Here is a 25,721-nt window from a genome sequence, read left to right on the forward strand (position 1 = left end):
AGCGAAAGCTCAAGCCGTGGCCAAGCCGGTCAGATACTTGAAATACACCACCACTTCGGCCCGGGACCAAGTCAAGACCGGCGCTGTCAGCACGGTATAGCGGCCAGCACCCTCGGTCGATGTCCACATTTGTTTGACCATGTTCACGGACGGGAAATTCGCGCCAGCGTTTGCGACTGATTGCAAATAAACCGCCACGGCAAGGGCTCGGCTGTCACTGTTGGCATTACTCAAGCAGAGTAAATTCCAGAAAGTTGTCGTGGTGTCGGTTCCACCAAAGACGCTGAAAAACGTCGTGCCTTTGGAAACGTTGGTCGGAAAGTACTTGTTGTTCACATCGACAGTCGACTTCCATCCTGTGGGCGTCTTGCCGGGCGCTGTACAACTGTAGCTACCCGTTTGGCTGAAATTTCCAGACGCCGAGAACCCAGAAGGCAGCTTGCAATTGCAAGCCAGCACAGGCGTCGTGGTCAGCGCCAACAAGGTCGGAGCCGCAACAAGACCACCCTGCAGAAGCCGACGACGGCGTCCAGAGGACAGCACGCCCGAAACAGGGCTGACCTCCTGGGAGGCGGAGCTCGATGGCTGGTTGTCTTTGAAGTTGTTCACGTTCTTGCCTCTGTTTCAGTGCGGTGCTCGCGGAATACTCGCCGGCCAGCAGTCAGACCTGCCGCCCCGTCCGTCGCGCGAGACCTGGAGTGTCGCAGACGGCTTGCCCGATAGACCTGCAGCCAAGTCCATCAAAGCAAGCGTATGGTAGAGGACTCTGCGAGTACCCCAAATGACATGTGAGCCCTCAATCCGGGGGGGTAGCGGCTACTTTTGGGCACAAAATCGCGAGATCGTGAAAAGTTCCTTTCAGTGAAACTCTGCAGATCATGCCCAATAGAAGTTTGGGGCACCTAGATGACATATCGTGCCCCTTCGCAGCTAGAGCCTGAGAGGCGGAACTTGATGAGTGGCACTCGTACGTTCTTCCAGTTTTTGATCTGTATCGCGCTGATCTCGTCCGCCACCGGGTGGGCGCAGCCGCCTGCCTCGGTGGCGGCTGCCGAGCCTCTGACCGTTCTGCTCGAGCCGGTCCCGCCTTTTTCCTACGAGGACCCTTCGGGGCAGCCGGCGGGCTACGCCGTGGAATTGATGCAGGAATTGCTCAAGCGCACGGGCCATGGCTACAAGGCCGAGTTCAACTCCTGGGCTCGCATTTACCAGCGTGCCCAATCCACGCCGCGCGTCCTGGTGGTCAGCATGGCACGTTTGTCCGAGCGTGAGTCGGCGTTTTTCTGGATTGGCCCGACCGCCGCCCGCCGGGTGTTTCTGTACCGGCTCAAGTCACGACCCGAGGTACAACCGACCACGCTGGAGGCCGCGAAAGCCTACAAGATCGCCGTGGTCCGGGAGGATGCTGCGGAGCGCGACCTGGTCGCCCAGGGGTTTGAACTGGGCAAGCAACTCGATCGCAGCCCCGACCACGCGGCCATGCTGCGCAAGCTCTTCATTCAACGCGATGATCTGGTCGCCTTGAACAGCACCGTGGCAGCGGCCGTGACCGGCCAGTTCGGCTACGACTACAAGCAGATCGAGCCGATTCTCAAGCTGTCCGAAAACTCGCTGTTCATGGCCCTGAGTCGCAGCAGTGGCGAAGGCTTGCACCACCAACTGCTACGCGCTTGGGACAGCATGAAGCGAGACGGCACCGTGGCGGCCATCGCAGCACGCCACCCATTCGTGATGCTGGACTGAGCTCAGCTCAGAGCGCGGCTGCCCTGAAGGTGTCGCAAGCCGTCAGATCGCCACTCTCCAGCCCGCGCTTGAACCAGCGCACCCGCTGCTCGCTGCTGCCATGGGTGAAACTTTCGGGAACCACCGTACCCTGGGCGCGCCGCTGCAAGGTGTCGTCGCCGATCTGCGCCGCTGCATTCAAAGCCTCTTCGATATCGCCCCGCTCCAACCAGCCCTTGCTGCGTTGAGAGTGGAAGGCCCAGACCCCTGAATAGCAATCCGCCTGCAGCTCCAGGCGCACACTCAGAGCACGGTAATCCCGCTCGCTGACCCGCTGACGGGCACGCTCCAGCTTGACCGTCGTGCCCTGCAGATTCTGCAGGTGGTGGCCCACCTCGTGGGCAATCACATAGGCCTGGGCAAAATCGCCCGGCGCGCCTAAGCGCTCGCGCAAGGTGTCGTAGAAGCTGAGATCGATATAGACCTTGCGGTCCGCAGGGCAGTAGAACGGGCCCATGGCGGCCTCGCCCATGCCGCAACCGGTGTCGGACCGGCCCGAGAACAGCACCAGATGCGGGCGCTCGTACGGCTGCTGGTTGCGCGCGAAATAGGCCGTCCAGACATCTTCGGTGTCAGCCAAAACGGTGCGCACAAAGCGTGCGCCAACATCCTGAGCCGGCGGCCCATTGCGCTGCAGGGCCGGTGCTGTAGTCGGCAGCTCGCCGCCGCCCTGCAGGAGCCCCAACACGGTCAGCGGATTGACGCCCAGCGCCCAGGACACCAGCAGCGCCAGCACGATACCGCCGAGGCCCAGCCCACGCCCTCCGGGCATGCGCCCACCGAGGCCACTCAGGCCCGCGCCGGCGCTGGCACCGTCGGCCCGGCGGTCCTCCACGTTCTCGCTTTCGCGCTGGCCTTCCCATTTCATGGCGCACTCCCGCTGCCCCGCCCGGCCCCGCGCCGGACGTCAGCTTGCATCCTAGCCTGTGCCTCTTGCAGTCTGTCGCATAAACCTTGGTCGCCTGCCGGACCCTGCCGACACTGGTCACCAAGCCCACGCATCCTACGGAGACAGCCCATGCGCCTGAATCGCCACACCCCACTGCTGACACTAATCGGCATGACCCTGGCCTGCGGCACTGCCCTGGCCGGCCACGGCCAGGATGAGCAGGACTGGAACCTGCGCCTCAAGAAGGAAGGGAACGGCTGGAGTCTCAACTTCAGCAGCACCCAGGACTACGGCAGCGGCAGCTCGCGACTCAAAGGTTCGGGAACCTGGGTCGAGAAACAGCGCAGCGTCGCCGCCTTCAGCAAGCTGCGCTTGGAGGGTCCCCTCGATGTGCGCCTGAGCCAGGCCAGCGGTGACAGCATCAAGGTGGGCGCCGATGACAATATTGAGCCCTTGATCGAAACACGGATCGAAGGCGACACCTTGGTCGTGCGCATTCAGAAGGATGCAGGTTTCCGCACCCGCCATGCCCCTGTCATACGGATCGAGAGCAAGAACCTGCAAGCCGTGGCGCTCGAGGGCTCGGGGGATTTGCAGCTGGACCGCTTCAAGGGCGAGCGCCTGAGCCTCAGTCTCAATGGCTCCGGCGATGTACGGGTCGGCCAGCTCGATGTACAGGAGTTGACGGCCAGCCTGATCGGTTCGGGCGACTTGCAGGTGGCCGGCCGCGCCGACACCCAAAGCTGGACACTGAATGGCTCGGGTGATGTCGATGCCCGTGCGTTGAGCGGCCGCAAGGTCAAGGCGGAACTGAGCGGTTCGGGCGATTTGGCCCTGGGCGTGTCCGAAACCTTGGACGCCAGCTTGCGCGGCTCCGGGGATCTCAGCTACGGCGGACGCCCCCAGTTGCGCCAATCCATCAGCGGATCGGGCGAAATCAGCCGACGCTGAAACGCTTTACCCGCCCGGGCCGGCAGATGCAGCAGAATGCTCGCATCCGCCGGAGTTGCCCACTGATGACCACTGCCCCCGCGCCCCTGCCCCCGGGTCTGGCCGAAACCCTGCTCGAACTGCAGGAGCAGAGCCCTCTGCTGGTGGCCCTGTTCGACGCGCGCGATGTGCTCTGCCACGCCAACACGGCCTTCCGCGAAGCCTATTGCGTCGAACCTGACGGCTTGCTCACCTGGGCCGACATGATGCGTGACAACCATGCGCAAGGCCATGGCGCCCTGATCGAAACCGGCGACATCGATAACTGGCTGGCCTCGGTCAGCAGCCGGCGCGGCAAGCTGCCCTACCGCGCCTTTGAAGTGGACCTCTGCGACGGCCGCTGGCTCTGGGTCACGGAGACCACGCAAGCGCAAGGCTGGATGTTGCTGGTGGCCAGTGACATCACCAGCCTTCGCCAGGACAAGCGCAGCCTGCGCCTGGCCCATGTGCGCGCACTGGCGGCGGCCCACACCGACCCTTTGACAGGGCTGAGCAACCGACGCCATGGCATGCAGATGCTGCAAGACGTGCTCACCCGCAGCGAGCCCTGGCCCTTGTGCGTCGCGCTGCTGGATCTGGACCTTTTCAAGGCTATCAACGACGGTTTTGGCCATGCGGCCGGCGACCGCGTGATCTGCGACTTCGGCCGCCAGCTGCAAGCCAGCATTCGCCGTGAGGACGGTTGCGCCCGCATCGGCGGAGACGAGTTTCTCTTGATCCTGCCGGCCACCGGTCTGCCTCAGGCCCAGGCCATCATGGAACGCTTGCAAGACCGGGTGCGCAAGGCCCGACCGCTGGACGAAAGTGCCAGCCAGGGATCACGCGGCTACACCTGCTCGATCGGCCTGGCTCAGGCCGTCTGGGGCGAGAGCGCGACCAGCCTGCTGGGTCGAGCCGACGCCGCCCTCTACCAGGCCAAGGCCGCGGGGCGTGACCGGATCTGCCTGGCCGACTGAAAAGCGCGTCGCGCGGCACAGCGGGCCGACAAAGCGGTCAGAATCCAGACCATGCAACACCAGCGCCGATCTGACTTGCGGGCCCTGCTGGCAGCGGGCTTGCTGCCGCTGTTGCCCTTGATACCGCAGGTCGCGCAGTGCAGCGAGCCGGGCCGACTGACCGTGCTGCTGCAGGAGTTGCCGCCCTATTCGCAGCGCGACGCCGAGGGCCGGCCGCAAGGCTATTCGGTCGAGCTGGTGCAGCAGCTTTGCGCCCGTGCCCGCCTGGACTGCAGCTATGAGTTCAGTTCCTGGCAGCGCATCCTGGTGCGCGCCAAGGCCGAGGCCCATCTGCTGATTCCAGCCATCGTGCGCCTGCCCGAGCGCGAGCGCGACTACCGCTGGATCGGCCAGATCACGGTGCGCTATGGCGCCTTATACCGGCTGAAAAGCCGCAGCGATGTGCGCCTCAGTGCCCTGCAGCAACTGGGCGCTTACCGCATCGCCGTGGTCAAAGACGATGTTTCCGAGCGCGAGCTGCTGGCTCTGGGGCCCAAGGTGAACGTGCAGCTGGACCGCAGCGCCGACTACGGCACCATGCTGCGCCGATTCTTTGCCGGCCGCACCGAGCTGGTGGCCTTGAACCAAAGCATGGCACCGGGCATGTTGCGGCAGTTCGGCTACGAGCCGGACGAAGTCGAGCTGCTGCTGCGCTTCTCCGAATCGCGCCCGTCCATCGCGCTCAGCCTGGCCAGCGAGCCGGCCCTGCTGTTGCGATTGCAGCAAAGCTGGGGAGCCATGCGGCGCGACGGCACGGTGGCGGCCATCGCGGCACGCCATCCGGTGATCGCACCCGACTGAATGCGTTCGCGCTACAAAGCCGGGTTCAGCGCGCCAGGGCCTCAGTCCGATTCGCCCAAAAACCCACCGCTCTGGTGTGCCCACAGCCGGGCATACAGCCCGCCTTGAGCCAGCAGACTGGCGTGGTCACCCTGCTCGACGATCTCGCCGCCGTCCATCACGATCAGACGGTCCATGGCCGCGATGGTGGACAGGCGGTGGGCGATCGCCACCACCGTCTTGCCTTCCATCAGGCGGTAGAGGCTGGTCTGGATCGCCGCCTCGACTTCCGAATCCAGCGCGCTGGTCGCCTCGTCCAGCAACAGGATGGGTGCGTCCTTCAGCATCACCCGGGCGATGGCAATGCGTTGGCGCTGGCCGCCGCTGAGCTTGACGCCGCGTTCGCCGACATGGGCATCAAAACCGCTGCGGCCTTTCGGATCGCTGAGGCCGGCGATGAAGGCCATGGCCTCGGCCCGTTCGGCCGCCTGCACCATCTGTGCTTCGTCGGCGTCGGGCCGGCCGTAGAGCAGGTTGTCGCGTACCGAGCGATGCAGCAGCGAGGTGTCCTGGGTGACCATGCCGATCTGAGCGCGCAGGCTGTCCTGGGTCACGCCGGCGATGTCCTGGGCATCAATCAAGATGCGGCCCTGCTCCAGGTCATGGAAACGCAGCAACAGATTGACCAGGGTGGACTTGCCGGCGCCTGAGCGGCCGACCAGGCCGATCTTCTCGCCGGCGCGTATCTGCAGGTCCAGGGCCTTCAGCACCGGCTTCGTGCCGCCATAGGCAAAGCTGACCTGCTCGAAGCGGATCTCGCCGCGGCTGACCTGCAGCGGCTGGGCGCCGTCCGCGTCGCGCACCGTCACGCCGCGCGCCAGGGTGCTGATGCCATCCTGCACCGTGCCGATGTGCTCGAACAGGCTGGACATCTCCCACATGATCCAGTGGGCGATGCCGTTCAGACGCAGGGCCATGGCCGTGGCCGCCGCCACGGCGCCGACGCCGACCTCGCCGCGCGTCCACAGCCACAGCGTCATGCCGGCGGTGCTGGCGATCAGGCCCATGGACAGCACATGGTTGACCACCTCGAAACCGCTGACCAGGCGCATCTGCCGGTAAGCCGTGCCCAGGAACTCCTGCATCGCGCCGCGCGCGAACTGCGCCTCGCGCTGGCTGTGCGAGAACAGCTTGACGGTGCTGATATTGGTGTACGCGTCGGTGATGCGGCCGGTCATCAGGCTGCGCGCATCGGCCTGCGCACTGGCCGCTTGGCCCAGGCGCGGCACAAAGTGATACAGCGCCAGGCCGTAGCAAAGCAACCAGCCCAGGAAGGGCAGCACCAGGATCAGATCGAAACTGCTCACCACGCCCAGCATGGTGATGAAGTAGATGGTGATGAAGACCAGGATGTCGGTGACGATGAGCACGCAGTCGCGCACCGCCAGCGCGGTCTGCATCAGCTTGGCCGAGACCCGGCCGGCAAACTCATCGGCAAAGAAGCTCATGCTCTGGCCGAGCAGATGACGGTGGAAGTTCCAGCGCAGGCGCATCGGGAAATTGGCCGACAGACCCTGATACTTGCTCAGCGCCTGCAAGGCGATGAGCAGCGGGCTGAGCAGCAGGATGCCGGCCAGCAAGGCCAGGCGGCCCTTCTCCTGTGCCCACAATCGGTCGGCCGGCACCTGGCTGAGGAAGTCCACCACCGAGCCGAGCATGGCGAACAGCAGGGCCTCGAAAGCGCCGATGCCGGCCGTCAGCACCGTCATGGCCAGGATCAGACCACGCATGCCGCGCGTGGCCGACCAGACAAAGGGGAAGAAGCCCAGCGGCGGCTGTGGCGGGGGTCCGGCCGGAAAGGGTTCGACCCGGCGCTCGAACCAGGAAAACAGCATCAGCGGGCCAACGCTGCGGGCGATGCGCCCGGCAGCGGCAGGGGGCGCCCCTGCGACTGCGCCGGTGCCGGCACCTGCAGGATTTCAGCCAGGGTCGGCGCAATGTCCACCACCTCCACCGGCGTCTTCACCTCTCCGCGGCCCAGCCAGGCAGGACCCCAGCCCAGGATGGGCACATGCTGGTCATAGCGGTGCGGCGTGCCATGAGAGCTGCCACCGGCGCGCGAGCTGAACAGCCAGTTGGGCTTGATGACAAACTGCACCGGCGCCGACACCTCAGGGTGCCAGGCCTTGCGCATGGCGTCCAGGAAGGGCGTGGCCGTGTCGGCACTGTCCAGCTGCGCGGGTGTGAAGGCGGCGACGATGCCGTTCATGCCGCGCAACAGTCGGGCAGCTTCTTCATGAACATCAGCAGGCGCCAAGCCACGGGCCGCGATCAGCTGGTGGTCGAAGAGCACGCCGGCGGCCGAAAACTTGACAGCCCAACGGCCCTCGCCGAACTTCTGCACCAGGCCGGCATTGAGCGCCGTCATGACCACGCTCGGATTGAGCAGCTCGGCGTCGCGGCCCTGGGTCTTGGCCCAGTCCGGCGAATCCGCGAAGCCGTGGTCAGCCGTCAGCAGCACCAGGTAGTTGGCACGGCCGACCCGTTGGTCCAGGTACTGAAAGAACCCCTGCAAATAACGGTCCAGGTGCAGGAAATGGTCGTGCGACAGACGCGACTCGGGACCGAAGGCATGGTTGACATAGTCATGGCTGGACAGGCTGACCGAGAGGATGTCGGTCTGCGCATCGGCGCCCAGCTGTTCGCCTTCAATGGCGGCGCGAGCAAAGGCCAGGGTCAGCTCATCGCCATAGGGCGAGGGCAGGATGTTGCTGTAGTACAGCGGGCCCGGCTTTTCGTGCTTGGCGCCCAGCACCGCCGGCAAGCGGTTGCCATTGCCGCCATTGAACTGCCAGGGCTGTCCGTCGGGCACCGAACCGGCGTAGGCCGATTCGGGCAAAAGCGGCGCCCAGGCCTTGCCGAAGAAGGCATCGGCCGGCTTGGCCGCATTGAAATCGCGCACCCACTGCGGGTGGCTGCTCATGTAGTAGGTGCTGGAGGCGAACTGGCCGTCCTCGCTCATATACATATACGCCGTGCCCTTGTGGCCGGCCGGCAGGATGGCGCCCCGATCCTTGCCCGAGATGCCGATCACCTTGGACGCCGGCTGGCGCGTGCGCAGCACATCACCCACGGTTTCGGCGCGCAGATTGCGCGGGCTGGTGCCGGCCAGCGGGTCGGTCTTGTGATCGATGTATTGATAGGCGGTGTCGCCGGTGTTGTAGACCGGTGCAAAGGTCTGAGCGTCGTTCCACTCATTGCTGATGATGCCCGTGCGCTGCGGGTAGGCACCGGTCAGCATGGTGGCGTGACCGGCGGCCGTGACCGTGTGGCCATGGGCATAACGGGCATCGGAGAACCAGGCGCCCTGGTCGAGGAAACGCTTGAAGCCGTCGGCCTGCAGCTGCTCACGGTAGGCCAGCACCTGACGCATGGGCAAGCCGTCCACCACCAGGAACACGACCAGCTTGGGTGGCGCCTTTGCCGCGGCGGCCGGAGCGGCGGACGCGCCGGCGGACTCAGCCAAAGGCGCGCTCGAACAAGCGGCCAGGGCCAAGGTGATGCTCAGGGCCAGGGCCGCGAGAGGAAGTCTGGGCAAAGGTGAATGCATGGTGGAAGCGTGGTGAAACAGACAAGCACGAGGGCGTGGAGGCGCAAGCTTAGTCGATCATGGCGACAGCGCCGGCCCGCGCGGCGCCACGCGCGGCAGGACGATCTCGAATTGCGCCCCCTCGCCCGGAGCACTGCGCACGGCGATGCTGCCGCCCAGGGTGGCGGTGACGATGTTGTAGCTGATGTGCAAGCCCAGGCCGCTGCCGCCCTGACCCAGTCGGGTGGTAAAGAAGGGGTCGAAGATGCGGCCGATGTTCTCGGCACTGATGCCGCGGCCGTTGTCGCTGAAGAGCAGGCGCAGGCGATCGCCGTCCAGGGCCTCGGCCTGCAACTGCAGCAAGCCACCCTTGCGGCCGTCGAGCCCGTGAACCACGGCATTGATGATGAGGTTGGTCAGCACCTGGCCCAGCGGCCCCGGGAAGCTGTCCAGGGTCAGGCCTTCGGGCACGTCCAGACGCAGATCATGCTCATCGCGGCGCAGGCGGTTGCCCAGGGTCAGAGCCACCTCGCGGCAGAGCGTGGCCAGGTCGAAGACGCGGCGTTGGTCCGAGGTCTGGTCCACGGCGATCTGCTTGAAGCTGGTCACCAGGCTGGCCGCCTGCCCCAGGCTGCGCACCAGCAGCTGGCTTGATTCTTCGGCCGTCTGGCAAAAGCGCTCCAGTTCCGAACGCCGCAGCGCGCCCGACTGCACCTGCTGCAAAAAGCGCTTGCTGCTGTCGCTCAAGGTGCTGGCCATCAAGAGGCTGTTGCCGATCGGCGTGTTGAGCTCATGGGCCACACCGGCCACCAGCGAGCCCAAGGCCGCCAGCTTTTCCTGCTCGACCAGCTGGTTCTGGGTGATCTGCAGGCGCCGGTAAGCCTCGGCATTGTCTAGGGCGACCGCGGCATAGGCGCCCAGGGTGCGAAGAATGTCCAGGTCTGCGGCGCCAAAGGCGCGCAGCCTGGGGCTCAAGGCGCTGATCACGCCCAAAACCGCGCCCTTGAGCATCATGGGCACATAGAGACCCGAATGCGCCTCGTCCGGCTCCGCGCCACTCTGCAGCTGAGCGCGCAGCGGTGCCTCGCCCTCGGGCTGCAAGTCCCGGTTGTCCTGCCCCAGGTCGGCCAGGTTGAGCTCGCGCGCCTGCAGCGCGCATTGGGCCGCCGGGCCGGGCCCATCCAGCGCGCGCTGATAGGGTTTGAAGGCCTGGCCGCGCTGCATGACGAAGTCGAAATTGATCTGGCGCGCCTGCCAGTCCACCAAGCCGACGCCGAACACGCTGCAATCGACCAACTCGTTGACATGGCGGTAGAGCGTCTGCTGGATCGCGGCCACATCGAGCGAGGCGGTGATCTGCCGGCCGATCTCACTGAGCAGGCCGATGTCGCGGCGCGCCTTCTCCGCCACCTCGCGCTGCGCATCGGCGGCCTGCTTCTCGCGCGCCAGCTGCTGCTGCTGCTCCTGCAACTGCTCGGTGCGCTGCTCGACCAGCTCGCTCAAGCGCTGGCGACTCTGCTGCAGCACGCGCACGCGCAATCGGTACGCCAAAGCCATGCCCAGCAAGAACAGCCCCACCATGCCCGCACGCCACCACCAGCTGCGCCAGAACGGCGGCTGCACCGCGAGGTCCAGCAACACGCGGCTCTCGCTCCAAAGGCCGTCTGGATTGGCGGCCTTGGCATGCAGGCGGTAGTGGCCGGGGTCGAGATTGGTGTAGGTGGCCAGGCCCAGGTCACCGATGCCGTAGATCCAGTCGCGGTCAAAGCCCTCCAGCTTCCAGGCATAGCGCAGCAGCTGCCTCTGGTTGAAATGCAAGGCCGCCAGCTCGAAGCTGACCATGGTCTCGTGATGCGAGAGCTGCAGGCTTTCGGTCAGATGCAAAGGGCCGTCCAGCCCTTTCACGGTGGGGGCCCGATCCGGCGTCGTCGCGGCGCCACTGGCCGCAGCACCAAGGACTGGGTCAACGGTGCGCACCGAGCGGTTCAGGATCAACACATCGCTGAGCACCAGCTGCGGCGGCGTCGGGTTGTCGCGCAGGGCCTCGGGTTGGAAACGCAGCAGCCCGGGCCCGCCAAAATAAAGGCTGCCGTCCGGCCCGCGCGCCGCCGAGCCGAACGCAAAGCCGCCGCCGAAACGGCTGCGCCCGGGGTAGAAGCGGGCTTGCCGGCGATCCGGCTGCACCCGCGTCAGACCCTGCTCATTGCTGAGCCAAATCTCACCATTCAAGGCGTCCTGAATGGCGCTGAACTCCCCCTTGGGCATGCCGGGCAGATCGCGCCAGGACTTGATCTCCCAGGCCTCGCCACGCGCCAGCAGCTGGTACAGGCCCATCTCGGTGGCCAGCCAGATCCGGCCCTGCGCATCCTGGCGCATGCCGAAGATCGGCAGCTTGCCGGGGGTCGTCATGTCGATGCTGGGCAGCACAGGCTGGCTGAACTGCTGCTTCTCGGCATCCCAGAGCTGCAAGCCGCCTTTGCTGCCGACCCAGAGCCGGCCTTCGCGGTCCTCCAACAAGCAGTCCACCACGTCATGACTCAAACTGCCGGCCTGCCCAGGCTGACCGCGAAACACGCTGAGGCGGCGCTCGCGGTCCAGGCGGTAGAGCCCGCCGGCGCTGCCAGCCCAGACCTGGCCCTGGCGGTCACGCAGCAGCGAGCTGATGGACGCGCCACCCGGCGTTCGATTGCCCAGCTCCACGGCCTGGCTGCGGCCGCGCCGCGGGTCGTAAAGCAACAGGCCGCCATCGCCGCCCAGCCACAGGCGCCCATCCGGCTCGGCCAGCATGGCCTTGATGCGCTTCAAGGGCACCGCCGAGGCGTCGATGCGCTCGGTGTCACCGCTGGGCAGGTGCACCCGGTTCAGCCCGCCGCCATAGGTGCCCAGCCAGGCATGCTCGGGGCCATCGAGCAGGGTCGCCATGACCGCCTCGTTGGACAGGCTGCGCGGATCGCCCGGCACCTCCAAATAGCTGCTGAAACCGCGCGCGGCCAAGTCCGTCAGGCTGATGCCGCGGCCCCAGGTACCGACCCAGAGCGTGCCGCTGCGGTCCTGCATCAAGGAAGCCACGCTGTCGCCGGCCAGGCTGCTGCTGACGCCAGGCAGGTGCACATAGGACTCGCTGTGGCTTTGCCCGGCGCGCCAGCGGTGCAGTGCGGGCGAGGCGCCCACGCCAATCCACATGGCGCCGTCCTGATCGAGCAACAAGCTGTGGACCACGGCACGCGGCAAGCGCAGGTGTTCGGGCAAGGCCTCGGGCTGCGGCGCCGAGCGGCCATCGGCGGGAATGCGCCAGAGCTGCAGGCCAGCAGCCAGGCCAACCCAGAGCCGGCCTTCGCGGTCAAAAGCCAGGCGGCGCGCCAGCAGCTCGACCGGGCTGAACTGTCCGGCCGAGCTGCCTTGCAAGGTGTTGAGCTGCTGCTGCAAACGCCCTTGGGCGTCGATGTGCACGACCCGATGGCCTTGCGCCAGCCAGATCCCGCCCTGGCCGTCCGCCAGCAGGCTGCGCACACGCTGTTCTTCCTGCGGCTGCGCCCAACCCTCGGCCTGCCAGCGTTCGAAGCGGCCGCTCGCTGGGTCGAGCAGGAACAGGCCCATGGGGGTGGCCACCCACAGCCGCTGCGGCCCGGCCGGCGCCAGACCCAGCACAGGCTGGTCCTGCAAGGCAAGCTCCTTGGGCATGGCGATGCGGCGCAAGCTGTCATCGCGCAGATCGATGCGGTCCAGGCCGGTGCGCGTGCCCACCCAGAGCGCCTGGCCGGCGCGGTCCTCCATCAGGCTGTGCACCAGACCATGGCTGAGCTTTCCGGGCTGCTCGGGATCAGGCTCCCAAACCTTGAAATGGCGGCCGTCATAGCGGGCCAGGCCATTGCCGGTGCCGACCCACACCAGGCCCCGGCTGTCCTGCAGCATGGTCACCACGCCAGAGCCGGGCAGGCCGTCGTCGCTGCCCAGCTGATTGAAGCGCAAGCCGTGCAAGGCGGCCGCCTGGGCAAGACCTGGCCCCAGGACGAGCAAGCCGGCCAACAGCAGACGCAGCAGCGCTGCCTGCAAACGGCGGTACGGGGCTCGGGCGTGCATCGGCAAGACGGTCTCTCCCACGGGGCCGTGCAAGCCTAACCCGGAGGCCGGCAAAAAGACATCGGGGCAAATCGCTGCCAGGGCATATCGCGGCCGGCGCAACAGCCCGCCCTTCACGTCTCCAACTGGATGCCGTGTTGCCCTGTGCTCAGCTCGGCTCCGCCCGGCAGCCGCGCGGCTCGGCCTGCCAGCTCATGAGCTCGCCCCAGCTGGAGTCGGGCGCCGCCCGCTCCATGGCCGACTCGGCGGCCTGGCTCAGCTCCAGTCCGCTGGCACGCGGGCCGGTGGCAGCGGCGGCGCCGACGCGCAGACTGGCGAACAGCAGTTCATCCTGCAGCTCATACGGCCCGCTCAAGGCACGCTGCAAACGCGCCTGGATCTGCGCCAGCGGCGCCCGCTCCATGTTCTGCAGAACCACGGCAAAGCGCAAGGTGCCGATGCGCGCGACCACATCGTGGCCGCGCACCCGGCAGCGCAGGCGGGCCCCCACGGCCTGCAACAAGCCTTGCTGCTGCAGCGCTGAAAGCGCCTGGCCGCTGCGCTCGGCGCGCGCTTCGACCTGCATCAGCAACAAGGCCGGCCGGGTGCCGACCCGGCGCCCCTGGCCCAACTCCCGGTTCATCAACGCGGCCAGGCCCAGCATGTCTTGCAACAGCTCCAGCGCCGGCAGCTCGCCGGCGCGGCGGCGCGGTCGCTCCAGGCTGGCCGGCAAAGGCATTGGCATGGTGTTCCCTCGGTCCCAAACGGCAGTGATCTTGTTCACGGTCGCAGATTCTTTTTTTGATGGTTGGCAGCCCCGGCGCCAGCGGCGCCGATGACAGCCGGCCCCTGACACCCGCGCTGCGGGTGAAGGCACGACACCCTTCGACAGCCCCTTGTGTGGCCTCCCTGGAATCGACAAGCTGTCGTGCCTTCCCTTGTTAAAACGCAGCCCGCAGCGCAAACCCGACATGGCCGATGAAAAAAATTGAGGTCGCGGCCGGCTGCTAGAGTGCCTGCCCAATGAGCGACATCACCCAACTGCTGCGCGCCGCCCAAGACGGCGACCGCCAGGCCACCGATCAGGTGATGGCCTTGCTCTACGCCGACCTCCAGCGCCTGGCCCGACGCCGCCTGCAGCAGGCTGGCCACCTGACCCTGCTCGACCCCACCGGCCTGGTGCACGAAAGCTATCTGCGCCTGCAGGCCAGCGGCCAACTCGCCTTCCCCGACCGCAAACATTTCCTCGCCTACGCCGCCAAGGTGATGCACAGCATCGTCATCGACCTGGTGCGCAGCCGCCAGGCCGAGCGCCACGGCGGCGGCCTGGAGCAGCTGACCCTGAACACGGCCGTGGCCAATCTGCCGCCGCAAGGCGACGAGCAAATCCTGCGCGTGCACGAGGCGCTGGAGGAGCTGGCCGCCCTGGAGCCACGCCTGGCCCAGGTGGTGGAGATGCGCTACTTCGGCGGCCTGCTGGAGAGCGAGATCGCCGAAAGCCTGGGCGTGACCGAGCGCACCGTGCAGCGTGATTGGCAGAAAGCCCGGCTGTTCCTGTCCATGTCCCTGAGCTGAACGGATGGCCGAGATCGACAAAGCCCGCTGGGCCCGCCTGAGCCCCCTGCTCGATGAACTGCTGGACCTGGTGCCCGAGCAGCGCCCCGCCCGCCTGCAAGCCCTGCGCGATCAGGCCGAGCTGGGCCCCGAGCTGAGCCCAGACTTGATCGAGGACCTGGCCGAGTTGCTGCGCCGGCAAGAGGCGCTGGAGGCCGAGGACTTTCTCGCCAGCCCCGCTCTCAGCGTGGCCGAGGCCGCCAGCGCCCACAACCAGGCCGGCCAGACCGTGGGCGCCTACACCCTGGAGCGCGAGATCGGCCAGGGCGGCATGGGCACGGTCTGGCTGGCCCGCCGCACCGACGGTCGCTTCGAAGGCCAGGTGGCGATCAAGTTCCTGAACACCGGACTGCTGGGCCGCGGCGACGCCGGCCGCTTCGCCCGCGAAGGCCAGATCCTGGCCCGGCTGACCCATCCGCACATTGCCCGCCTGATCGATGCCGGCGTGGCGCCCGAACACCAGCAGCCCTATCTGGTGCTGGAATACATCGACGGCCTGCCCCTGGACCGTTTTTGCGTCGAGCGTGGTCTCGACTGCGAAGCCCGGGTGCGCCTGTTCCTCGACGTGCTGGCCGCTGTGGCTCATGCCCACACCCGCCTGATCCTCCACCGAGACCTCAAACCCTCCAACATCCTGGTGACGGCGGCTGGCGAGGTGAAGCTGCTGGACTTCGGCATCGCCAAGCTGCTGAACCGCGCCGCCGACGATGACACCACGCCCCCCGGCGCTGCCACCGAGCTGACCCGGGTGGCTGGACGCGCTTACACCCCGCGTTATGCCGCGCCCGAGCAGGTGCAGGGTGGCGAGGTGACCACGGCCACCGATGTCTATGCCCTGGGCGTGCTGCTCTACCTCTTGCTCAGCGGCCAGCACCCGACCGAGGGCCGCGACGAGGCGCAGACCACCCCGCTGGAGCGCCTGCGCACCCTGGTCGAGGTGGAGCCGAAGAAAGTGTCAGAGCGCGTGCCCAGCGGCGTGGCCCGCCAGCTGCGCGGCGACCTGGACACCATCGTCGCCAAGGCGCTCAAAAAGGCGCCGGCCGAGCGCTATGCCAATGCCGCAGCCTTGGCCGAAGACCTGCGGCGCTGGCTGGGCCATGAACCCATCCTGGCGCGGCCGGACCGCCCGGGCTATATCTTGCGCAAGTTCTTGCGCCGGCATCGCGTCTGGGTGGCAGCGGGCAGCGCGGCCGTGCTGGGCCTGTCATCCCTGACCGCGCTGAGCCTGAGCCAGGCCCGACGGGCCGAGCAGGCCGAACATGTCGCACGCCAGCGCAGCAGCGAATCGGATGAGTTGCTCAGCTATCTCCTGGGCGAATTCGCCGACAAGCTGCGCCCGGTCGGCCGACTGGACCTGCTGGACAGCGTCGGAGCCAAGGCCCTGGCCCATCTGGGCGCAGCCCGTGGCGCCAATGCGGCGCCGCCCAGCCCGCAGGCGCGGCTGCAACAAGCCAAGGCCTTGACCGTGCTGGGAGAAGTCCAGGTGTCCAAGCTGCAGCTCGACGCCGCCGTGGCGCCGCTGCAGTCGGCCCAGGCCTTGCTTGCACAAGCACAGCCAGAGCCTGAGCTGGCGGGGCCTTGGTACCGGGCACAAGGTGCTGCCGCGTTCTGGCTGGGCCATGTGCACTACACGCAGCGGCACTTTGCAGAAGCGCGCCAGCAATTCGAGGCCTATCGCGACTTCAGCCAAGCCTGGCTGGACGCAGCACCGGGCGAGCTGGACGCCATGGTCGAGCTCTCCTATGCGCTCAACAGCCTGGGCAGCCTGCAACTGGACAGCGGTGATTTACCCGGAGCCACCCGGTTGTTCCAGGCGTCCATTGCGCTGAAACAGCGCGCTCTGAGCCAGGACCCGCAGCAGCTGGGCCTCAAGGCGGAGCTGGCCGACAGCCTGACCTGGCTGGGAACCGCCTTGCTTTGGCAAGGTGAGCTGCAACAAGCCCGGACCTTGTTCATCGAGGCCTTGCGCGATGTCGAAGCCAATCGAGCCCTGGCGCCAGCCGACCTCGATTGGACGGCCCGCGCTGCCACCGTGCGCGACTGGATCGCCCAGGCCGAGGCCGCACTGAAGCACACGGAGCTCGCGCAAGAGCAATACCGGGCAGCCGCCGAGTTGATGCGCAAGCTGCTGCGCCAGGACCCCAATGAGCGCGGCTGGCAACAGCAGTTGCAGCGGATCGAAGCCGGTCAGCTGGCCCTGCGCAGCCACACGAGAGCCGCTCAATTGGCGCAAGCGAAAGCCTTGGACCAGGCATTGCGCGAGCAGGCACAGAAGGCCTCAGCGGCGGCAGGCCTGCGCCGTCTGCCGCTGCGCGTCAAGGTCGGCCTGGAGTTGGCGGCGGCACTGGAGGCGGCGGGGCAAGCTCAAGCCGCCGGCGAGGCCCTCGCCCAATGGGTCGATGCGCTGCAGGACGGGCTGAAACGCAGCCCCACCGACCTGCCTCTGTTGGACGCCTTTGCCCAGCAGCAGCTGGCCTTGGCGGCCTGGCGCAGCCAGCACGAGAGCGCGGCGGCCGGGGCAGCGCTCTGTCAGGCACTGGTGACCCAATTGGACAAACAAAGGCCCTTGCTGCGCGTTCATCACGGCATCACCCGCAGCTGGGTGCGGGCACATTCCTGCCTGAACCGGGAGGCCGAGGTCAAAGAAGAACGGGACTGGCTGGAACAGCGGCGCTGAGCTCAGCGCCGGCTGCGAGTGCTGGCATATGAAACAAGCTCACCGGCTCATTGGCATGAATCAAGCAACGGACCGGCACATTCCGGAGAGGGTTTCGTATGAGCAACACCACCAGCATCTACTACGTCAAAGCATCGCCCACGGGCAGCCGCAGCTCACCCATGAATGCGAGCTGCAGCTATTTCGCTGACCCCGCCTGCCAGCAGCCGATCTCCGGCACCCTAGTCTACGGCCAGGGCATCACAAATTGCCAGATCGCCCAGGCCAGCGGGTCCGGCCTGCAGCTCAAGAGCGCCACCTACGACACGCTGAACCAGCCGGCGGCCAGCTCGACCAGCAATTTCGTCACCGCTGTGAACGGCGTGGTCACCATCCCCATGCCGGCCGACGGCAGCAGCACCAAGGGCGTGATCCTGGTCTTCTCGGATGCGAACACGAGCGCGCTCTATCCGAGCTACGACCCACAGATCCGCAACAACGGCAACTGAGGCCGCGCTCAGTCCGGTGTCTGCGGCGGCGGTGAAGGCTGGCCCTCAGACACCGGCGGCAGGCGCCGCTGCGCGCGCAGGTCCAACACCACCGTGTGCGCCGTCTTGTCCTGCAGCCCCTGCCGGTTCGGGTCCCAGAGGATCTGCAGCAGGCCGATGCCACCGGTGACGGTGGCCGCGGCATAACCGCCAAAACGCCTGAAGCCCAGCATCAGAGTCATGGGCTTGCCGCTGAGTTCCTGCACACGCAGGCCCACCAGACGCTTGCCCAGAGTCTGGCCCGGCCAGAGCAGGGGCAGCAGGCAGAAATACAGCGCCGGCGTCACATAGTGGCGCAGCAGCTCATCGATCCAGCGCTGGGCGGCCTTGAGCCAACGCATGGCCTGGGGCTGGCCGGCCAGCACCACTTCTTCACGCAGCTGATCCAGCTGCTTTTCCTGCGCTCGGAGCACACCGTGCAAAGCTTGGTGGTGCGACTCATGGGCCGCGGCTCGCACTGCGGCTGATGCCGCGGCATCTACGGCATCGACGCTTTCATCGGGCTCTTCCTCCGCCCGCTGACGCAACTCGCGCAACTCGGCCTTGCTGAATGTGCCGCTCGCTTGGCTGGCGGTCTCTACCGCCGACTCGGCATCAGCCTCCGGGTCGCCCTGAAACAGCGTCACCACGCCCTGGTAGCTGAACCAGGCCACCAGCAGCCAGGCCAACCAGCGCCGCTGCGGCCGCAGCATCGGGGGCGGTGACGCCGCCAGTTCGGCGCCGGCCTCGCCGCGCTGCCGCCGACGCCAGCGCAGGCGAGCGAACACCTCGGGTCGGAACTGGCGAAGCCAGGTGTAGAGCCCCAGGGCCGCAGCCATCATCAGCCAGTTGTTGGCCAGCTGGCTCACCAAGGCCAGCACCGCTACATCGATGCCCATGGCCAGGGCCCGCTGGCGCGGCGTGGCCAGGGGCTGGCCGAGCAGCTCGGGCGCGACATTGAAGTCCTCAGGCGTGACGGTGGCGCGCGGATCTTGGGGCATGGGAGGGCAGGCAGTGGCGGGGCAGGGATAGCAAGGCGGTCGTGGCCGTCGGCTGCACTCTAAGCGATGCCAGCTGTGAGTCACACGCCATGACAGACAATCGCCGCCGCCGGCTCGGAGGAGCCTAAGAACTTATCCGTAAATAGTCGGGGTCGGCTGGCGGCCGCTTTGAACGCATTGCCATCCTCTGACCCGCCTTATTGCGGACAAGTTCTAAGTCCAACAATTCGACCAGACGCGCGCACTCGCGGGTCTGAAGATCGGAGAAAGGTCCCAGCGACGATGCAAAGCCCTGTTCCCCATCAGCTCCGCCGCACAGCCAACCCCGGGCTGCGCAGCCTGACGCTGTGCTTTTTCACCCTGTTCGCGGCAAGCACGCTGGCGCCGGCCGCGCCCGCCGGCGGCCCGCCGGAAGCCGGCCGGCCACGCGTCGGCCTGGTGCTGTCGGGCGGCGGTGCACGCGGCCTGGCCCATATCGGTGTGCTCAAGGCCTTGCAGCAGCTGCAAGTGCCGGTGGACCTGGTCGTGGGCACCAGCATGGGGGCGGTGGTCGGCGGCGCCTATGCGGCCGGACGCAGCGTCGAAGAACTCGAGCAGCTGGTGCGCACGGCCGACTGGACCCGCATCCTGGCCGACCGACCCGCGCGCCCGGACCTGAGCTTCCGGCGCCGCGAGGAAGACCGGCTGCTGGCCTCCCGCATCGAGCTGGGCCTGGACCGGGAAGGCTTGTTGCTGCCCAGTTCGGCCGCCGGAAACAGCGCGCTCGAGTTCACCCTGGAGCGGCTGGCGCCCAACCAGCGCTCCGAGCAAGCGATCGATCAACTGGCCCTGCCCTTCCAGGCCCTGGCCACCGATCTGGTCAACGGTCGCCTGGTCGTGCTCAAGGACACGCCGCTGAACCAGGCCATGCGTGCGTCGATGGCGGTGCCGGGGCTGTTCTCGCCGGTGCGGGTCAAGGGCCGGCTGTTGGTGGACGGCGGCCTGGTGCGCAACCTCGGCGTCGACGTGGCTAGGGCCATGGGCGCCGACGTGATCATCGCCGTCAATGTCGGCTCGCCCCTGTTGGATGAGCAGGAGATCCAGAGCGCGCTCAGCGTCACGGATCAGATGATCAAGATCCTGACGACCCAGAATGTCGAGCGCTCGCTGGAGGAGCTGGGCAGCGCCGATATCCTGTTGACGCCGGAAATGAGCGGCATCGGCCTGACCGATTTCGAATCCGCCGAGCGCGCCATCGACGACGGCCTCTTGACCGCCCTGGCAGCCAGCGAACGCCTGCGCGCGCTCGCCCTGCCCGCGCCGCGCTACGCCCTGCATGAAGAGCGCCGCCGCCTGCGCAGCCAGGCCGAGGCCGGGCCCTTGCCGCTGGCGGCCCTGCGCATTCAGGGCAGCCGCTTCACCAACCCGCAGGCCCTGCAACGCGAGATCGACCTGCAGCCCGGCCAGTCCACCAGCCGCGAGCGCATCCAGCAGGCCAGCGCCCAACTCTATGGGCGTGGCGACTTCGAGCGGGTGCAGACCCAGGTCAGCGACGATGAGGGGCACCGCGAGGTCGTGATGACGGTGACCGAAGCGGCCTGGGCACGCAGCCGCCTGCGCATGGGCATCGAACTGGCCAGCGACTTCAAGAGTTTCAACCGCAACACCTTGTCGGCCCTGCACACCTTGAGCTGGCTGAACAGCTGGGGCGCCGAGCTGCGCAGCAGCGTCAAGCTGGGCAGCTACAAGGAGCTCAAGTCCAGCGTGATGCAGCCGCTGGGGCCCGGTTCTCGCTGGTATGTCGAGCCTTCGCTCGAGATCATGGGCATCCGCGACAACGAATCGCTCAAGCCCTATCAATGGGACATGGCGCATCTGGGCTTCGCCTTGGGCCGGCAGCTCGGCCCCTGGGGTGATGTGCAGCTGGCGGGCTTGCGCATCCGTTCGGACTATCGCGACGCCGACTACCGCATCCGCGCCAACTTCGGTGTGCCGGAATTCCGCTGGCGCCTGGACAGCTTGGACGCGCCCGCCTTCCCGAGCAGCGGCCGCCTGCTCAACCTGGCCCTGCGCCGCTACCCGCTGACCGTGGAAGGCCAGGCCTCGACCTACCAGCTCAAGTTCATGCAGGCCTTCCGGCGCGGCGAATGGGCCGGCCACATCTACGGCGCCTATGCCGGCAGCCTGGGCGAGGCGCGCATCGAGCTGCCGCAAGGCGAAGGCCTGGGCGGCTTTCTGCGCCTCTCGGGCAGCGAGCCGAGCTCCAAGACGCAGTCCTATGCCTTGACCCGCGTGGTGCTGGCGCGCCGCGTCGGCCAGATGCCGGTCGGCTTCGGTGACGCCGTGCGTGCCGGCTTCTCGCTGGAACTGGGCCAGGAGCTGGCTGTGCCCTACGGCGAGCGCAATCTGCGCAAGCTGAATCGCTTTGCGGCCAGCGGCTTCATCGCGGTGGACTCGCGCTTCGGCCCGGTCTATCTGGCTCTGGGAGCCACGCGCGATGGCGGCGGCCGCCTTTACTTCTTCGTCGGCCCGGTCTGGTGAGCGGCCAGCCTGCGGCCACGTAACGCCCAGCTTACAGAGCCTGATTTGGTAGCGAAATTCGACACCCAGGGCTGCAACAGAGGCCCTGTGCCACAAGTCACTCGCCAAGACGAAGGCGGGCTCAGACACTGCGCATCGCCCTGAAACACAGGGCTTTGCAGCGCCCGCTGAGATTCAAACGACCGCGCCGGGCACCGCAAACCACCATCCAGGGAGGGTGCCCCATGTTTTTCAAACTCAGCCAGCACGGAGCCGTACACGGCCCCGCGTGTCGGCTCGCAGCGCCGCACTGAAGCGGCCCACTCCTGAACACCTCCTGTCGATGACTCACAAGGTCGTCGTGGCAGAGCCCTGCCTGACACCTCCCTTCACCACACTGGGAATTCAAAACATCATGAACAAGCCATCCATCCTGAGCCTGCGTGCCGCCGGCCTGATTTCGACCCTGAGCCTGGCTGCGGGCCTGAGCGCCTGCAGCGACGGCGGCTCACCCGAGCCGCAGCCCATCACCAAAGCCAAGATCACCAATGTGAACTACCTCGACGCCGTGGCCACGGGCGCGGTGGCTCTCGAGCGCTTGGGGGCCATGCAGGCCAGCAGGTCCTTGGCCTTGCCCTTGGTCGAACAGACGCCGGGCCAGCTGCCTTGCCCCAAAGGTGGGACCGTGGGGCTGAGCCGCAATGGCAAGGAGCGCGTGTTCACGGTCAGCAACTGCCAGCTGGAGCAAATCACCTTGATCTCAGGCAGCTACAGCATCAGCTACGACAGCTCGGTGCTGAATGCCGAGCACCGCTTCCAGGCGCTCAACTACCGCATGGACGGCGACATCGCGGTGGAGACCCTGGATGGCAAGTTCACCAGCAAGACCGACAACAGCAACAGCAGCGAGGACGGCGAACTGAGCGTGCTGCGCAATGGCAAGACCGACCGCTACAGCGCCTACAGCCTGCGTGCCAGCCTGGCAGCAGGCGGGCAGACGACGCTGAGCGCCAAGCTGGTGGCGGCGCGCTTCGAGCTGCCCCTGACCGTGAGCATGAGCATGAGCGCGAACCCCAACACAAACGGCCAGCTCACGCTCACAGCCGAAGACCAGTCGAACCTGCGCTCGGGTAAGGCGGCCGACGGACGTGACATCTTCGAGCTGCGCGGCACACCCGGCGACCCGAGCATCGAAACCCTGTACCCGCAAAAGGCCGAGCTGGACGCAGCCCTCAAACGCGCCCGCACCTGAGGCTTCGCCCTCAGGCTCGGCATCCCGTCCGGTCCCGAAGGCCTCGCGAGGCTTTCGGGAGCGACGGCGCCGGGCGACCGCATGTGCCGAACTGAGCTCACCGCACCATGACAAGCACTTTCACCCGCGCCTCCCTGGCGGCCTTGACGGCGACCCTGCTGTGCGCCTGCGGTGGCGGCGGCAGCGCCCAAAGCCTCGAACTGACTCCCAGCCGCGAAGAAAAGCTGATCACGCCGGACCAGATGCTGGCCAGCCTCGCCGTGGCCCTGGTGGCCGATGACTACAGCCAGACCCTGATCTTCCAGCTCTTCCGCAGCCAGGTGATGGATCTCTACCAGACCCAGACGCTCAGCGGCAGCTACCCCTGCAAAGTCAGCGGCAGCCTGAAGCTGATCCGAGAAGGGCCTATCTGGCGCTACAGCGCGTTCGACTGCCACAACATCAATATCCAGCTGGCCTCAGGCAGCTGGACCCTCGACACCAGCCAGGCCGCGAGCATGGGCCTGGATCTGCAGATCAAGCAACTGGTCTTCCACAAGTTCTACAGTGACATCCCGGATATGGTGGCGGACGGCAGCTTCAGCGTCGACAAACCCGGCGCTGGCGGCCTCGAGCAACAGGGCCGGCTGAGCCTGAGCTATGGCGGCGAGACCCGGATCTACGAGCAAATTGCCTTGTCCGGCTCTTTCAGCAGTGGGTCCGGCAGCCAACAGGAACGCGGCCTGCTGGTGAGCCGCTCGCCCGGCACTCCGCTGCCGCTGAGGATGCAGCTGCGCCAAGGGCGGCTGATGACCGTCTCTGCCGCCGACGGGTCGAACGTCAGCACCGACCTCGGCAGCACCGGCGACTATGTCCTGGAACTGCGCCTCAGCGCCCAGGGGCCTGTGGTGCTCAGCCGTCAGATCAGTCGCAAGGACCTGCAGCTGGCCATTGTCAAAGCACGACTCTGAGCCCGGCTGAGGTCCGAAGCACACCAAGTCCAGTCAAAATGCCAGGCGGCGCAACCGCGCCCCGGCCAAACCCTGCAGCCATGACGACCCACCAAAACCTGCCCCACCTTCTTTGTGCCCCTACCGCTCTGGCCCTGGCCTCCGCCCTGCTGACCGGCTGCGGCGGAGGCAGCAGCGAGACCTTGGCGCTGACGCCTGACCGTGAGATCAAGCAGATCAACACCGACACCATGCTCAACGCGGCAGCGATCGGCTATATCGCCCATTTGCATGCCTACCAGGACACGGCACAGTTGCTGCGCGAGCGCGTGCTGGAGCTCTACAAGACCCAGTCGGTTTCGGGCAAGTACGCCTGCGCCAAGAGCGGCAGCCTGAGTCTGGAGCGCAGCGGTGACATCTGGCGCTACGCCGCCCAGGACTGCGACATGATCAACGTCCAGATCCAGTCGGGTCAGTGGGAAATCGACGCCAGCCAGGCAGCCAGCGCGGGTGTCAAGGTCAAGCTGATCAATGTGCTGTATCCCAAAGCCTTTGTCGACACACCCAATATCGTCGTCAATGGTGCCTTCGCCTTCGACATCCCGGGCAGCCCGACGCCGAGCAGCCAGGGCACGCTGACTTACAGCTACTCCAACACGGTACGCGAATACGGTGACATCCGCCTGACCCAACGCCAGGGCAGCAGTGTGTCCTATGACCAACGCAGCATCACCATCGTCAAGTCGCCGGTCACCAGCCTGCTGTTGACGGCCAGCGCAAACGCGGCCAACGAACTCCGCGTCACCGCCGCCGACGGCTCCTCGGTCAGCCTGCCCCTGAACACCAGCAACGCCGCCGACTACACCCTGAGCCTGCGCAACAGCGCCAGCGGGCCGGTGCTGTTGAGCAAGACCGTCTCCGACCGCGACATGCGCGTAGCCCGCATCGCCGCCCGGCTCTGAGGGCGCATGCCCCGGGTTGACCCGGTGTGACCAATGGATGGGTCGAAGGTGAGGGCAAGAATGAGCTCCAACAGCGACGCACCCACCATGAAACTCCTGATCCTCGGCGGCACTCAGTTCCTTGGCCGACACATGGCCGAACAAGCCCTGGCCGCCGGCCATGAGGTGACGCTGTTCAACCGCGGCAACCAGGGGCGGTTGCTGGCCGGCGTCGAACAGCTACAGGGCGACCGACGAGGCGATCTGTCCATCCTGCGCGGCCGGCGTTGGGATGCCGTGCTGGACCCCAGCTGCTATTTGCCCAGCGCCGCTCGCCGCAGCGCCGAGCTGCTGCGCGATGCCGTCGAACATTACTGTCTGGTCTCCACCATCTCGGTCTACCCCACGATCACGGCGGACACCGACGAAGCCTCAGCGGTGGCCGAGCTGAGCGCTGCGGAATTGGACCAGATTGAGGCCCAGGCCCAGGCTCAAATCGGCACCAAGGGCTCGCAATCTGGCGGCGGCTATGGCGCGGCCTATGGCGGGCTCAAGGTGCTGTGCGAGCGCACCGTTCAGGGCTTGATGGGCGAGCGCGCCCTGATCCTGCGCCCGGGCTTCATCGTCGGCCCCTATGACTACAGCCCGCGCCTGCCCTACTGGCTGCAGCGCTTGGCCGATTCAGCCCGCGATGGCGAGACGGTGCTGGCGCCGGGCCGGCCCGAGCGGCCGGTGCGCTTGATCGACGCCCGCGACATCGCCCGTTTTGCCCTGCAGCGGGCTGAGGCGCGCCAAGGCGGCCTGTTCAACACCGTCGGCGCCGACGGCCTCAATATGGGTGGCCTGCTGGAGGCGGCGCATAGCGCCTGCGGCAGCAAGGCCGAGCTGGTCTGGCTGCCGGATGAAGGCCTCCTGGCCGCCGGCATCCAACCTTTTGCCGACCTGCCCTACTGGCTGCCCGAAGCCGACAACGCCATGATGGACATGCGCAACCCAGCCGCCGAAGTGGCCGGACTGCGCTTCACCGCGCTGGCCCAGACCCTGGCCGACACGGCTGCCTGGCTGAACGCTGGCCCGCGCCCGAGCAGCCCATGCCTGAGCCGCGAGCGCGAACGCGCACTGCTCGAAGCCTGGCGGCCGGCTGCGCTGGTAAACCCCTAACGCGCCAGCGCCACAGCAGGCCGCGAGGCGGGTTTCCACCGCTGGGCGTGGCCGGTC

General features: G+C 66.9%; 19 protein-coding genes. 12 read left to right on the forward strand and 7 right to left on the reverse strand.

What is annotated here, in order from left to right; translation table 11 throughout:
* Positions 1–9: 9 nt before the first annotated feature.
* On the reverse strand, positions 10–609 hold the full coding sequence (locus tag LNV23_RS16240) for a hypothetical protein (protein ID WP_263563924.1): 600 nt from the start codon (positions 607–609) through the stop codon (positions 10–12).
* Between the two features lie 345 nt (positions 610–954).
* On the opposite strand from LNV23_RS16240, the gene LNV23_RS16245 reads away from it, so the two are divergent.
* Entirely contained in the window at positions 955–1,743 is a 789-nt protein-coding gene (locus LNV23_RS16245) for a substrate-binding periplasmic protein (protein ID WP_263563925.1), read from the forward strand.
* A gap of 7 nt (positions 1,744–1,750) precedes the next feature.
* Here LNV23_RS16245 and ypfJ read toward each other — a convergent pair whose 3' ends face one another.
* Positions 1,751–2,650: a KPN_02809 family neutral zinc metallopeptidase gene (gene ypfJ / locus LNV23_RS16250; protein ID WP_263563926.1), complete on the reverse strand. Its 900-nt coding sequence runs from the start codon at positions 2,648–2,650 to the stop codon at positions 1,751–1,753.
* A 150-nt stretch (positions 2,651–2,800) separates the two neighbouring features.
* On the opposite strand from ypfJ, the gene LNV23_RS16255 reads away from it, so the two are divergent.
* From LNV23_RS16255 to LNV23_RS16265, 3 genes are all read left to right on the forward strand, one after another.
* Positions 2,801–3,622 carry a head GIN domain-containing protein gene (locus LNV23_RS16255; RefSeq protein ID WP_263563927.1) on the forward strand — a complete coding sequence of 274 codons (822 nt, stop codon included), beginning with the start codon at positions 2,801–2,803 and terminating at the stop codon, positions 3,620–3,622.
* A gap of 65 nt (positions 3,623–3,687) precedes the next feature.
* Positions 3,688–4,617: a sensor domain-containing diguanylate cyclase gene (locus LNV23_RS16260; protein ID WP_263563928.1), complete on the forward strand. Its 930-nt coding sequence runs from the start codon at positions 3,688–3,690 to the stop codon at positions 4,615–4,617.
* 51 nt (positions 4,618–4,668) lie between these two features.
* Complete coding sequence (locus LNV23_RS16265; protein ID WP_263563929.1) at positions 4,669–5,457, forward strand: substrate-binding periplasmic protein; 789 nt, start codon at positions 4,669–4,671, stop codon at positions 5,455–5,457.
* Between the two features lie 41 nt (positions 5,458–5,498).
* Here the strand turns inward: LNV23_RS16265 and LNV23_RS16270 are convergent, their stop codons facing one another.
* From LNV23_RS16270 to LNV23_RS16285, 4 genes are all read right to left on the reverse strand, one after another.
* Positions 5,499–7,328: an ABC transporter ATP-binding protein gene (locus LNV23_RS16270; protein ID WP_263563959.1), complete on the reverse strand. Its 1,830-nt coding sequence runs from the start codon at positions 7,326–7,328 to the stop codon at positions 5,499–5,501.
* A 2-nt stretch (positions 7,329–7,330) separates the two neighbouring features.
* On the reverse strand, positions 7,331–9,046 hold the full coding sequence (locus tag LNV23_RS16275; RefSeq protein WP_263563930.1) for an alkaline phosphatase family protein: 1,716 nt from the start codon (positions 9,044–9,046) through the stop codon (positions 7,331–7,333).
* Between the two features lie 57 nt (positions 9,047–9,103).
* Positions 9,104–13,105 (reverse strand): two-component regulator propeller domain-containing protein, encoded by a 4,002-nt coding sequence (locus tag LNV23_RS16280; protein WP_263563960.1) that lies wholly within the window; start codon positions 13,103–13,105, stop codon positions 9,104–9,106.
* 148 nt (positions 13,106–13,253) lie between these two features.
* Positions 13,254–13,829, reverse strand: coding sequence for a diguanylate cyclase domain-containing protein (locus tag LNV23_RS16285; RefSeq protein WP_263563931.1), 576 nt, complete (start codon positions 13,827–13,829; stop codon positions 13,254–13,256).
* 278 nt (positions 13,830–14,107) lie between these two features.
* On the opposite strand from LNV23_RS16285, the gene LNV23_RS16290 reads away from it, so the two are divergent.
* The 3 genes from LNV23_RS16290 (at position 14,108) to LNV23_RS16300 (ending at position 17,863) form a co-directional block, all read left to right on the forward strand.
* Positions 14,108–14,659 carry an ECF-type sigma factor gene (locus tag LNV23_RS16290; protein ID WP_263563932.1) on the forward strand — a complete coding sequence of 184 codons (552 nt, stop codon included), beginning with the start codon at positions 14,108–14,110 and terminating at the stop codon, positions 14,657–14,659.
* A gap of 4 nt (positions 14,660–14,663) precedes the next feature.
* Positions 14,664–17,375, forward strand: coding sequence for a serine/threonine-protein kinase (locus tag LNV23_RS16295; protein ID WP_263563933.1), 2,712 nt, complete (start codon positions 14,664–14,666; stop codon positions 17,373–17,375).
* 98 nt (positions 17,376–17,473) lie between these two features.
* Positions 17,474–17,863, forward strand: a complete 390-nt coding sequence (locus LNV23_RS16300) for a hypothetical protein (protein WP_263563934.1) — start codon at positions 17,474–17,476, stop codon at positions 17,861–17,863.
* Between the two features lie 8 nt (positions 17,864–17,871).
* Here the strand turns inward: LNV23_RS16300 and LNV23_RS16305 are convergent, their stop codons facing one another.
* A complete protein-coding gene (locus LNV23_RS16305; protein WP_263563935.1) occupies positions 17,872–18,882 on the reverse strand; it encodes an RDD family protein in 1,011 nt (336 codons plus the stop codon).
* 282 nt (positions 18,883–19,164) lie between these two features.
* On the opposite strand from LNV23_RS16305, the gene LNV23_RS16310 reads away from it, so the two are divergent.
* From LNV23_RS16310 to LNV23_RS16330, 5 genes are all read left to right on the forward strand, one after another.
* Complete coding sequence (locus LNV23_RS16310; protein ID WP_263563936.1) at positions 19,165–21,402, forward strand: patatin-like phospholipase family protein; 2,238 nt, start codon at positions 19,165–19,167, stop codon at positions 21,400–21,402.
* 394 nt (positions 21,403–21,796) lie between these two features.
* A complete protein-coding gene (locus tag LNV23_RS16315) occupies positions 21,797–22,633 on the forward strand; it encodes a hypothetical protein (RefSeq protein ID WP_263563937.1) in 837 nt (278 codons plus the stop codon).
* Between the two features lie 107 nt (positions 22,634–22,740).
* Positions 22,741–23,583 (forward strand): hypothetical protein, encoded by an 843-nt coding sequence (locus LNV23_RS16320; RefSeq protein WP_263563938.1) that lies wholly within the window; start codon positions 22,741–22,743, stop codon positions 23,581–23,583.
* 80 nt (positions 23,584–23,663) lie between these two features.
* Positions 23,664–24,524 carry a hypothetical protein gene (locus LNV23_RS16325; RefSeq protein WP_263563939.1) on the forward strand — a complete coding sequence of 287 codons (861 nt, stop codon included), beginning with the start codon at positions 23,664–23,666 and terminating at the stop codon, positions 24,522–24,524.
* Positions 24,525–24,611: 87 nt separating this feature from the next.
* Positions 24,612–25,664, forward strand: a complete 1,053-nt coding sequence (locus LNV23_RS16330) for a Rossmann-fold NAD(P)-binding domain-containing protein (RefSeq protein ID WP_263563940.1) — start codon at positions 24,612–24,614, stop codon at positions 25,662–25,664.
* The last annotated feature ends 57 nt before the right edge of the window (positions 25,665–25,721 follow it).

The sequence above is a fragment of the Kinneretia sp. DJ1R-11 genome (genome assembly GCF_025717595.1).
Classification (GTDB): Bacteria; Pseudomonadota; Gammaproteobacteria; order Burkholderiales; family Burkholderiaceae_C; genus Paucibacter_A.

What these genes read in the sequence shown, in the direction of transcription:
- LNV23_RS16245 (WP_263563925.1), top strand. Translation starts at nt 955, where the DNA reads ATGAGTGGCACTCGTACGTTCTTCCAGTTTTTGATCTGTATCGCGCTG.
- ypfJ (WP_263563926.1), bottom strand. Translation starts at nt 2,650, where the DNA reads ATGAAATGGGAAGGCCAGCGCGAAAGCGAGAACGTGGAGGACCGCCGG.
- LNV23_RS16255 (WP_263563927.1), top strand. Translation starts at nt 2,801, where the DNA reads ATGCGCCTGAATCGCCACACCCCACTGCTGACACTAATCGGCATGACC.
- LNV23_RS16260 (WP_263563928.1), top strand. Translation starts at nt 3,688, where the DNA reads ATGACCACTGCCCCCGCGCCCCTGCCCCCGGGTCTGGCCGAAACCCTG.
- LNV23_RS16265 (WP_263563929.1), top strand. Translation starts at nt 4,669, where the DNA reads ATGCAACACCAGCGCCGATCTGACTTGCGGGCCCTGCTGGCAGCGGGC.
- LNV23_RS16275 (WP_263563930.1), bottom strand. Translation starts at nt 9,046, where the DNA reads ATGCATTCACCTTTGCCCAGACTTCCTCTCGCGGCCCTGGCCCTGAGC.
- LNV23_RS16280 (WP_263563960.1), bottom strand. Translation starts at nt 13,105, where the DNA reads ATGCACGCCCGAGCCCCGTACCGCCGTTTGCAGGCAGCGCTGCTGCGT.
- LNV23_RS16285 (WP_263563931.1), bottom strand. Translation starts at nt 13,829, where the DNA reads ATGCCAATGCCTTTGCCGGCCAGCCTGGAGCGACCGCGCCGCCGCGCC.
- LNV23_RS16290 (WP_263563932.1), top strand. Translation starts at nt 14,108, where the DNA reads ATGAGCGACATCACCCAACTGCTGCGCGCCGCCCAAGACGGCGACCGC.
- LNV23_RS16295 (WP_263563933.1), top strand. Translation starts at nt 14,664, where the DNA reads ATGGCCGAGATCGACAAAGCCCGCTGGGCCCGCCTGAGCCCCCTGCTC.
- LNV23_RS16300 (WP_263563934.1), top strand. Translation starts at nt 17,474, where the DNA reads ATGAGCAACACCACCAGCATCTACTACGTCAAAGCATCGCCCACGGGC.
- LNV23_RS16305 (WP_263563935.1), bottom strand. Translation starts at nt 18,882, where the DNA reads ATGCCCCAAGATCCGCGCGCCACCGTCACGCCTGAGGACTTCAATGTC.
- LNV23_RS16310 (WP_263563936.1), top strand. Translation starts at nt 19,165, where the DNA reads ATGCAAAGCCCTGTTCCCCATCAGCTCCGCCGCACAGCCAACCCCGGG.
- LNV23_RS16315 (WP_263563937.1), top strand. Translation starts at nt 21,797, where the DNA reads ATGAACAAGCCATCCATCCTGAGCCTGCGTGCCGCCGGCCTGATTTCG.
- LNV23_RS16320 (WP_263563938.1), top strand. Translation starts at nt 22,741, where the DNA reads ATGACAAGCACTTTCACCCGCGCCTCCCTGGCGGCCTTGACGGCGACC.
- LNV23_RS16325 (WP_263563939.1), top strand. Translation starts at nt 23,664, where the DNA reads ATGACGACCCACCAAAACCTGCCCCACCTTCTTTGTGCCCCTACCGCT.
- LNV23_RS16330 (WP_263563940.1), top strand. Translation starts at nt 24,612, where the DNA reads ATGAAACTCCTGATCCTCGGCGGCACTCAGTTCCTTGGCCGACACATG.